This window comes from Rhodospirillales bacterium (genome assembly GCA_020638175.1).
Lineage (GTDB): Bacteria > Pseudomonadota > Alphaproteobacteria > Micavibrionales > Micavibrionaceae > JACKJA01.
Genome location: JACKJA010000001.1, coordinates 1 through 8,583 on the forward strand (window position 1 = coordinate 1; position 8,583 = coordinate 8,583).

Consider the following 8,583-nt stretch of genomic DNA (forward strand, 5'->3'; position numbering starts at 1 on the left):
TACGGGGTTAATAGACTGGGGATAATACCTTTCTATAAACAGGAATTCCCTCCGGGAATGAACGATTGAGTGCAAAATGTCGATAATCGAAACCCGGTAAAACGACTATGACGGCTATGCTCCCGGAAAAAAACGAAATTTCCGGGAAACTTCACGGACGGATAAAATCAATCCAACAAAAATAACCCCATCCGACATCTGGCTAACGACATACGACTCTATATGACACACATCTCCATGGTTGACCTCAAAACCCAGTATCGCCGTCTCAAGGAAGATATCGACCGGGAAATACAGGAGGTCCTCGACTCTTCGCTTTTCATCGGCGGTCCCAAAGTGACCGCTTTTCGTGAAAACCTCGAACAATACCTCGGCGTAAAACACGTGATCCCTTGCGCCAACGGCACCGACGCCCTGCAGATCGCCATGATGGCGCTGGGTCTCAAGCCCGGCGACGAAGTGATCGTGCCGGCCTTCACGTACGTCGCTACGGCAGAGGTGATCGGCCTGCTGGGCCTCAAACCCGTGATGACCGACGTCGACCCGGACACCTTCAACATACGCGCCGACCATATCGAAGCCGCCATTACTCCGCGCACAAAGGCCATTGTACCCGTCCACCTGTTCGGCCAAAGCGCCGATATGTCGCCGATCATGGCCGTGGCGAAACAATACAACCTTTTTGTGATTGAGGACAACGCGCAGGCGATCGGCGGCGACTATACCGGCCGCGACGGTGTGCGCAGAAAAACCGGCACGACGGGGCATTTCGGCTGCACTTCGTTTTTTCCCTCCAAAAACCTGGGATGCTACGGCGACGGCGGCGCGCTGATGACCAACGACGACGAACTGGCTGCCCAGGCCCGCATGATCGCCAACCACGGCCAGTCGAAACAATACTACCACGATCTGATCGGCGTGAACTCCCGCCTCGACGCCATCCAGGCCGCCGTGTTGAATGTAAAACTCAGGCACCTCGACGCCTTTTGCGACGCGCGCCGCCGCGCCGCCGACTTCTACGACCGCGCTTTCGACGATATTCCGGCCCTGAAAACGCCGGAACGCGCCCACTACTCCACCCATGTGTTCCACCAGTACACCCTGCAATTGCTCGACGGCGACCGCGATGCGCTCCGCGCCTTCCTGGCGGAACGCGACATCCCGTCCATGATCTACTACCCGGTGCCGCTGTATGATCAAAAGGCCTTCCAGGGCTGGCACGACGGCAGCAAACTGCCTGTCACGGAACAACTGTGCAAAACGGTATTCTCCCTTCCGATCCACACCGAAATGACCGACGACCTGCTCGGGCACATCACAGGAGCCGTGAAGGCGTTTTTTCAGTAGACAATTGCCATTCCAATGATCCGTTTGGGCGACTGGCAATATTGAAGACATTGTTTATCAGACAATTACAAAATGTTGCGCAGCAACATTTCCTTCCCCCTTCGAAGGGGGGCAGGGGGATGAACACCCGCGCCGGGATTTTGCACGCACGAACATCACACCTTTCAGCCGACGCTACTGAGCATAAATTGCTGATTTTGAATCATTTCGCTCCGCGTGTTCATCCCCCTGGCCCCCTTCAAAGGGGGAGGTTGCGCTGCTGCGCAGCGCTAAAGCATGTTGCGCCATCTTGAATTTGTAAAAGCCGTTTGCCGAGACACTAACATCGGCAAAAAACCTGAATAACTGCCGCAATAAATTGACTTAAAGTATTGCAGTACAAAATGTTGCGCAGCAACATTTCCTTCCCCCTTCGAAGGCAGTGAAGATGAACACCCGCGCCGGGATTTTGCACATACGAACATCACATCTTTCAGCCGACGCTACTGAGCACAAACTGCCGGTTTTGAAGCATTTCGCTCCGCGTGTTCATCCCCTGGCCCCCTTCAAAGGGGGAGGTAAAACGGCGTTGCCGTTTTTGGAGGCAAGGAAATAAATTCACAAAGCGCAATGCCCCAAAACCACCAAAAACACCGCCCAACCACCGCTCTATCAACAACATACCATGAATCGAACCAGGAACCTTTCCATTGAACGGATCGCCGTATTGCCTGCGTTGCTGTTCCTGTTGCTCGGCGTTTGCGCACCCGCCGCGGTCGCTCAGACGCCTGCGGAAACGCTTCAGCAACAGGCGCGGGCGGAGATCCAGCGCCGCGGACTCGATGAAGCCGAACTGCGGGCACGCCTGCTGCAGCGCGGGATCGATATGGACAGCATCACCCCCGAACAACTGCCGCAACTGCAAGGCGCCATCGAGCAGGTGATCGCCGAGATGGAAGCCGACAAAGCGAAAAAAGCCGCTCCTGCAGAGGAGAACAGCAGCCTCACACGCGAACAGGCCGAACAAATACAGCAACGCGTGAAGCAGGGCGCCAGCATCGAGGAAGCACTATCGGAAGAAGTGGCGCAGGCCGACAGCCTGCCGCCCGCTCAGGTGTACGGACAACACCTGTTCCGCGACCGCTCGCTCGCGGTGTTCCGCACCACCAATGATATCAAACCGCCCGACAGTTACATCCTCAGCAGCGGCGACGTGATCACCATCAGCATTTTCGGGCCTTCGCAGTTCGACAGCCGCTTCGAGATCGGAAAGGACGGCTACATACAGCCGAGCCAGATGCCCAAGATATTTCTGAAGGGCCTGCCGCTGTCCCAGGCCAGGGAACTGCTGCGCAGCCGCTTCGGGCAGTTCTATCGCTTCGCACCCGAACAATTCGCCGTCAGCCTCAGCACGGCGCGCAGCATCACGGTGCACATTTTCGGAGAAACGATCAATTACGGCAGTTTTTCATTGTCCGCGATCAATACGGCGTTCAACGCGCTCATGGCCGCCGGCGGCCCTGGCGATCTCGGCTCCGTGCGCAACATCAGCGTCATCCGCGGGAAGAACAGCCGCCGCCTCGACGTGTACGAGTTCATGAACAACCCCGCCGTGCAGTACGATTTTTTCCTGGAAGACAACGACATTATCCACGTACCCGTCGCCGAGCGCATCATCGATATACGTGGCGCCGTGCGGCGGCCTTTCCGCTACGAACTGACGGGCAACGAGCAACTGCTGCGGCTGATCGGGTTTTCCGGGGGCTTCAGCGCCAACGCCTACCGCGAAGTGCTGCAGGTGCGGCGCTATACCGACGACCGCCAGGTGCTCATCGACGTCAACCTCCGGGACCTGCAGGCAAAAGGACAGGATTTTACCCTGCAAAACGGCGACCAGGTCATCGTGCGCAGCATTCCCTCCGCCATCGAAAACACGGCTTCCATCGATGGCGCGGTCGAATTGCCGGGAGCCTACTCCCTCAGCGAAACGCCGCGCGTCAGCGACCTGCTGAAAAAAGGAAACCTGCGCCCGGAAGCGCGTACCGACGCCGCATTCCTGCTCCGCACCAATACCGACAACACCACCCGCCTGATCCAGATTAACGTCATCGCCATTCTTTCCGCACCCGGATCGGCGGAAGACCTGGCGTTGCAACCCAAAGACCGCCTCACGGTATATGCCAAGGGGCGTTATACGGACATCAGCAGCATCAGCGTGACGGGCGCCGTGCGCGACGCCGTCAGCAACTATCCCTATACCCACGACTCCTCGCTCACTCTGCAGCGCGCCATTTTACTCGCCGGCGGCCTGCGCCCCGATGCCAGCGGCATCGGTCTGATCACGCGCAACGAACCGGGCAATATCAAGGAACTCGAATACATCGAAGTGGACCTCGCAGCGGCATTCGACGACCCGAACTCGGCCAGCAACATCGTGCTGCACCCGTTCGACCGGCTCGAAGCCCTCTCGCGATCCACTTACGCCGATACCGCCACCATCAGGGTCAGCGGCGCCGTGCGGCGCCCCGGCGAATTTGTATACGGCCAGAACATGACCCTGCGCGATGCCTTGCTGCTCGCCGGCGGACTCAAACTCGAAGCGGCCCGCAACCGGGTGGACATTTTCCGCATCCAGATCAGGGAAAACGAGCCGACCCGCGCGATCGTAGCCACCACGCAGGTGGACAACGATTACGTCACGGCGGGCGGATTCAACGTGCTGCCCTACGACGAGATCGTGGTGCGCAGCGTGCCGGAATTCGAATTCCAGCGCTTCGTGGACCTGCAGGGGGAAGTGCGTTATCCCGGCCGTTATGCCCTCGTCAGCGACAACGAAACGCTGGCCGACCTCGTTCGCCGCGCCGGAGGCCTGAGCGAAGAAGCCTTTGCTGAAGGCGCGCGCCTGTATCGCAGCAAGGAGCAAAGGGGATATGTCGTTACCGATCTGGACGATGCGATGCGCAACTACCGCTCTTCGCACAACCATATTCTGAAAGAAGGCGACGTGATCACGGTGCCCAAGCGCGAGGACCTGGTGGTGATCAATACGGCGAACACGCGCGCCGGCGAAGTGCTGGTGGCGCCGCTGATCGCAAACGGCCTGATCAATGTGGCCTATACCCCCGGTAAACGCGCGGGCTGGTTCGTCAAAAAATACGCCGCCGGCTTCGGAGAAAAAGCCCGGCGCAGCCACGTGACCGTGGAACAACCCAACGGCAAGATCAACCGCACCGTCAACCTGGGTCTGTTCAAGATATATCCCAAAGTGACAAAAGGTTCTGTTATCTCGGTAGCCGCCAGGCCTCCAAAAGCGCAAAAAGCCCAGGGTGAAAAGAAATCGGTGGACTGGGACAAGGCACTGACACAAATTCTGGCCACAGTCGGCACACTGGCAACCGTGCTGGTAGCATACGCTGCCCTGAAGAATTAACTATGAAAGAGCACTTACCCGATATCAGTGGTCAGCCACAGCAGGAAGAAGAGGAACTCAGTCTGCGCGACATCATCGCAAGGCTGAAGGAGTACGCTGCCGAGTTGCGGCGCTCCTGGCGACTGCTGGCGCTGTTCTGCCTGCCATTTCTGGTCTGGCAGGCATACGTGTGGTACACGACCCCCATCATCTACCAGACAAAACTCACCTTTATGGTGGACGACGAAAGCGGCAGCCGCGGGGGGCTGCTTGGCAATCTGCTCGGTGGCATCGGCTTGTCCGCCGGCAACAGCAACAACGACCGCATCCTCGAACTGGCCCGCTCCATGCGCATCATCCGGCAGGCCCTGTTTCAGCGGGTGGAACTCGACGGAAAAACGGACTACCTGGCCAATCATTTTATCCGCATCCAGCGTCTGCATGAGGAAGAATGGAACAAAAAACCGAAAAATCCCGGTCAGTCCGGACTAAATGATTTTTTCTTTACCCGCGACAGCATCGAGCAATTCAGTCGCCTGGAACTGTCCGCTTTAAAATCGCTATACGGGATGTTGCTGGGAGGTGAAGAACACCGCCCGCTGTTCAGCGCGCGCAACAATCCGGATTCCGGGATTATGACCCTTTCCCTGAGCACCCGCTCCGAAGCGCTGACGATTGCCTTGCTGCGCGCCATCTTCGACCAGTTGAGTGATTTTTATATCAATGCCTCTACCGAAAAACAACTGGAGACCTATGAGATCATACGTGCAAAAGCGGATTCGCTGCGTCGCCTGCTGACCGGCACGGAATTCCGTGCGGCACAGTTCAGGGAACAGAATAACCTGCTCACGCGCCCGACCGATCAGTTGCCGAATGAGCGGCTGGCTCGGGACAAGAACATGTACGCCCTGATGTACGGCGAATCGCTCAAAAACCTGGAACTTGCCGACTTTGCCCTTCGCAACAAGGTGCCTTATGTACAGCCGATCGACTTGCCCATTCCCCCGCTGACCGGTACGCCATACGGGAAAAAGAAAGCGCTTGGCCTGGGTCTCGGACTGGGCCTCGTTCTCGGCAGTTTATTTGTGATTGGCCGGAAGATGATACGGGATCAATTTAACGATTGATGTTTCTGGCAAAGGTTAAAGGGCTGGTCGGCCGGATCACCACCAACAAACAACTGATCCGGAACGTATCATGGCTGCTGGGCGATAAAATATTGCGGTATTCGATCAGTCTGGTCGTAGTCGTATGGACCGCGCGTTACCTGGGCCCATCGAACAACGGCGTGCTTGCTTATGCGATTTCCTTTACAAGCCTTTTCGGCGCTCTGGTGTCCTTTGGAATGGGAACGATCGCCGTTACCGATATCAATAAAAATCCGGAGAAAGAAAACGCTATTCTGGGTACCGCTTTAGCGGTAATGTCCGCAGGTGCGATCATTACCCTCGCCCTGCAATCAATTATTATATTTCAATTAAGGCCGGGAGATTCCCTGATGCACACGCTGGTGCTGGTGATTGGCATCTCATATTTATTCAGGCCGCTGCATTCCGCAGTTTCAATATATTACCAGGCAAAACCGGAATACAAACCGATCGTCGTTACTTCTAATGTGGCTTTTATCGTCACCAGCCTGCTTAAGGTTCTTGCATTGGCCAATTCCAGTAGTCTTCAGGTCCTTGCGGCCATTAGTTCATTTGAGGCAATTTTGCTATGCCTTTTATTGACTGTTTACTATCAAAGAACAACCAATGGGTTTAAGCAGTGGGGCATCGACAAAAATATTTTTTCAAATTATCTGCGACAAGGTCTGCCGCTTTTCATTTCTACTTTGTCTTCAGATGTGTACATGCGTATTGATTTGGTGATGGTGGGTGATTTGCACTCGAACTATGAAGCCGGAATATATTCCATCGCAGTTACAATGGTACAAATCTGGTATTTTTTACCTGTAGTAGTGTACAATTCTATATTCCCCGACCTTATAAGACTGGAAAAAAGTAACCATGAGTTATTTCTGCAGAAGTTGCAAAAATTCTATAACTATATGGGAATACTTTCCTATGCAATTTGCATACCTGTAGCGCTTTTCTCCGGATATATTATCAGCCTGCTTTTTGGGGCTGCTTATAAAGATTCCGGTCTGATATTGAGCATCCTGATCTGGGGAGCAGCACTGGTCAATTTCGGAATGCCCAGAAATGCATATATGTTCTCAAAAGGTTATTACACGCTGCATCTGAAAATAACGATTACCGGCGGAATCATGAATATCCTCTTAAACTTATTATTGATTCCGCAGATGGGTGCCCTGGGCGCAACAATTGCTACTTTGATCACTTATTTCTATACAAATATCGTGAGCAACTTTTTCTACAAGCAGATAAAGGAAAATGGACACATGATCTTCAAAGCCATGTTAAAGCCGGCCTTATAAAGTAGTTTTTACTTCTGTATATTTTATTAATGTCTGACGCGAAAAAAGATTCCTACTTTAAAAATACAAGGCCTGAAATGTTGGGCTTTATTCCCTCCGGTATTAAAACTTTACTGGACGTCGGTTGTGGCGCAGGAAGATTTGCATTTTCTGTCAAACAAAGGTACAATTGTGAAGTATGGGGAATCGAACCGAACAGTCAATTTGCATCGGAGGCCAATGGCATATTGGACAAGGTGATCAATAATGTATATACCGGTGAAGTTGAACAGATAGAGGGAAAACAGTTTGATTGCATTGTGTTTAATGACGTGCTGGAACATATGGAAGACCCATGGAAAATCTTGAAAGCATCCCGGTCAAATCTGACAAACCAGGGCGTTGTTGTTGCCTCAATACCCAATCTCAGGTTTTGGGAAGTACTGTGGGGTTTGTTGATCAAGGGAAGTTTCACATACACCGAGTCTGGCATCCTTGACAGTACGCATCTCCGTTTTTTTACACGGAAAGAAATGATTAAACTGTTTGAAGATACAGGATACGATATTATCAATATTGAAGGGATCAATGCCTTCAGGGGCAAAAAATGGCGTATATTCAACTTCATTTTCCTGAATCGTTTTTGGGATTGCCAATTTCTTCAATTTGCAGTCGTTGCCAAAAAGAGGTAATACTTTGATCAGTTTCATCATCCCCACGTTATTACGGTCAGACAAGATTTTTGAATTGGTCAGGTCCCTTGAGAACGAGCCGTTGGCAAGGGAGATAATTATCATCAATAACTCACAAAGGCCGTTACCAATTGATAAATTATCCGAGAAAACGGTTGTCTATAACTCCGACAGGAACCTATATGTAAACGCCTCCTGGAATCTGGGCGTAAGCCTTTCTACTTACAGTTTCATTGCGCTTTGCAACGACGACATTTCCTTTGACACTACCCTGCTTCAATTCATCGTGAGATCGCTGGAGCAAAATATTGGAATTATTGGAATGCATGATTCCTGTATCAATAACATTCATCCCGGCACACCCAGGTTAAGCAGGTCATATTTGCGGAATTACGGATTCGGCACCTTAATGTTTTTAAAGAGAGATAATTATACAGCAATCCCGGATGACCTGAAAATCTGGTGTGGCGATGACTATCTTTTTTATTCCCAAAAGCAAAGAAACTATGTATTAAAAAACGTATCGATCAATACGGTCATGAGTGCCAGTTCGGGTCATAAGGAGTTTGAGACCATAAAGCAACAGGATATCTGGTTGTTTAACACCAAGTACCGTAAGAGGCACTCAATATACGAATCGATCATGCACAGGTTATTCAATGTTATATGAATGAGTTGAGCAATCAAAAACCACCCCTGGTCACAGTTCTGTTCCTCTCTTACAAAAGGCCTCATTT

The 8,583-nt window shown here is 52.5% G+C and carries 6 protein-coding genes; all 6 read left to right on the forward strand.

Features of this window, described 5'->3' with window-relative positions:
- Positions 1 to 222 precede the first annotated feature (222 nt).
- Complete coding sequence (locus H6868_00005; GenBank protein ID MCB9987701.1) at positions 223 to 1,347, forward strand: DegT/DnrJ/EryC1/StrS family aminotransferase; 1,125 nt, start codon at positions 223 to 225, stop codon at positions 1,345 to 1,347.
- Between the two features lie 664 nt (positions 1,348 to 2,011).
- Positions 2,012 to 4,756 carry an SLBB domain-containing protein gene (locus H6868_00010; protein ID MCB9987702.1) on the forward strand — a complete coding sequence of 915 codons (2,745 nt, stop codon included), beginning with the start codon at positions 2,012 to 2,014 and terminating at the stop codon, positions 4,754 to 4,756.
- A 2-nt stretch (positions 4,757 to 4,758) separates the two neighbouring features.
- Positions 4,759 to 5,862: a hypothetical protein gene (locus tag H6868_00015; GenBank protein ID MCB9987703.1), complete on the forward strand. Its 1,104-nt coding sequence runs from the start codon at positions 4,759 to 4,761 to the stop codon at positions 5,860 to 5,862.
- The gene (locus tag H6868_00020; GenBank protein MCB9987704.1) at positions 5,859 to 7,175 is read left to right on the forward strand and encodes a flippase; all 1,317 of its coding nucleotides are present in this window, start codon (positions 5,859 to 5,861) and stop codon (positions 7,173 to 7,175) included. The genes H6868_00015 and H6868_00020 overlap by 4 nt, the downstream gene beginning before the upstream one ends.
- Before the next feature lie 29 nt (positions 7,176 to 7,204).
- Positions 7,205 to 7,846, forward strand: coding sequence for a class I SAM-dependent methyltransferase (locus tag H6868_00025; GenBank protein MCB9987705.1), 642 nt, complete (start codon positions 7,205 to 7,207; stop codon positions 7,844 to 7,846).
- Positions 7,847 to 7,850: 4 nt separating this feature from the next.
- Positions 7,851 to 8,516, forward strand: coding sequence for a glycosyltransferase (locus H6868_00030; GenBank protein MCB9987706.1), 666 nt, complete (start codon positions 7,851 to 7,853; stop codon positions 8,514 to 8,516).
- Positions 8,517 to 8,583: the final 67 nt, after the last annotated feature.